Raw genomic sequence first — 1,516 nt, forward strand, 5'->3', positions numbered from 1 at the left:
GGGTGTTCCTATATAGGTTGTCAACCTCGAGGGTGGAGAAATTGGGGGCGGATTCTCTCTGCGGGGTTGTTTGGTTGTGTGGTTTTCGGGCATGCCTGCTAGCCGACTGGGTTTTCCCAGTCGGCTGTTTCGTTCTTGGTGTTTAGGCTGCGATTCCTTCCTGTTGTAAGGCGGGATCGCGGTAGCACTCGTGGTTGCGCATCATGGCGTAGAGGACGTTGAGTCGTCTGCGGGCTAGTGCTACTACTGCTGCGTTGTGTCTCTTGCCATCACGGCGCTTTCGTTCATAGAATTGCCGGGAACGCTCGTGGAATCTGATGGATGCAAAAGATGATTGCCATAGGGCGTTCTTTAATTTTTTATTGCCGGCACGGTTCAGTGAGTTCGACATGATCGAGGTTCCGGACTGATTCGTTCGGGGCGATAAACCAGCGTAAGAGGCCAAGTGCCCAGCTGACGGAAAGTCGGACATATCGCCAGCGGTCATGAGAATTTGTGCTGCCGTCTTTGGTCCGATTCCTGGCATGGATAGCAGGATTTGAGTGTGGGGGATGTCGTTGATGAGCTCGATGACTTCCTGCTCGATTTGTTTGCGATGTTCGAGTTTTAAGAGTGCGTCTTTCGCCGACATTGCTATGCCCATTTCGGCATAGTGCGCACCTGCAATGGTGACTGTTTGCTCAGAGATAGCAGCGAATATGGCATCGAGGACAGGTTCGGGATTGCGTGCCTTATATCGTCGAGCAAAGGCAGCTGCCTTGGCTTTTCCGAGGCGTTTTATCTTGGTCGGTCCGCCGTAGCGTGCAAGTAGGTGCAGAACCCACTTGCGGTGGATTATCTGACCGCGAAGGGCCTGTTCGAATTGCGGGTAGCAGCCTACTAGTGCACTTCGAATCTGATTGATGAGCCTGGTGTAGGACCGCGCTAAGTCTTCGTCGATACCGTTGAGGACCTTCAATTGGAGGAAAGCTTCTTCGACACGGTCGACGCTGCGGAGGGACTCCGGAAGGTTCTTTGCAGCGTGGGCAATGATATAGGCGTCCCGGATATCAGTTTTGGCATTGCCAGCGTGGATGCGTGAGAGTTGACGCATAGCCAAACCGGGAAGGTAGCGCACGTCGATTCCGATATCCTGGGCAACCGCGACAGTTAGTCGACCAATGTTATTTGGCTGGTCCACGACGACAAGGATCTTGTGGTCGTGTGCGCTGAACGTTGAAAACAGCGTGCGCAAGGATTTTTCGTTTTGGTTGATGCGCTTAGATAGCACCTGGGTGCCGTCGATGTCTAAGACGCAAGCGTGGTGAAAGTATTTGCCGACGTCCATGCCGATGACATAGTCGTAGGTCATGCTAGACCTCCTAGCGAATTGAATGAGTATGGGACTTATTTCATCGCTGGTGGTCGGACATACTTCACGCTGGCATCCACATTACTTTGAGACCTCGCACATTCTGTGCGGGTCAGGTTCCTATTAGCAGTCTGGAGTATGTCACTGCCTTCGGCGGCATCACCC

General features: G+C 53.0%; 1 protein-coding gene. It reads right to left on the bottom strand.

The annotated features are described in order from the left end of the window. Positions 1-142: 142 nt before the first annotated feature. A complete protein-coding gene (locus tag L8V01_RS11865) occupies positions 143-1,351 on the bottom strand; it encodes an IS110 family RNA-guided transposase (protein WP_269947167.1) in 1,209 nt (402 codons plus the stop codon). Positions 1,352-1,516: the final 165 nt, after the last annotated feature.

The sequence above is a fragment of the Corynebacterium curieae genome (assembly GCF_027570035.1).
GTDB classification, from domain to species: Bacteria; Actinomycetota; Actinomycetes; order Mycobacteriales; family Mycobacteriaceae; genus Corynebacterium; species Corynebacterium curieae.

Coding starts and splice junctions, on each gene's coding strand:
- L8V01_RS11865 (WP_269947167.1), bottom strand. CDS start 1,351: ATGACCTACGACTATGTCATCGGCATGGACGTCGGCAAATACTTTCAC.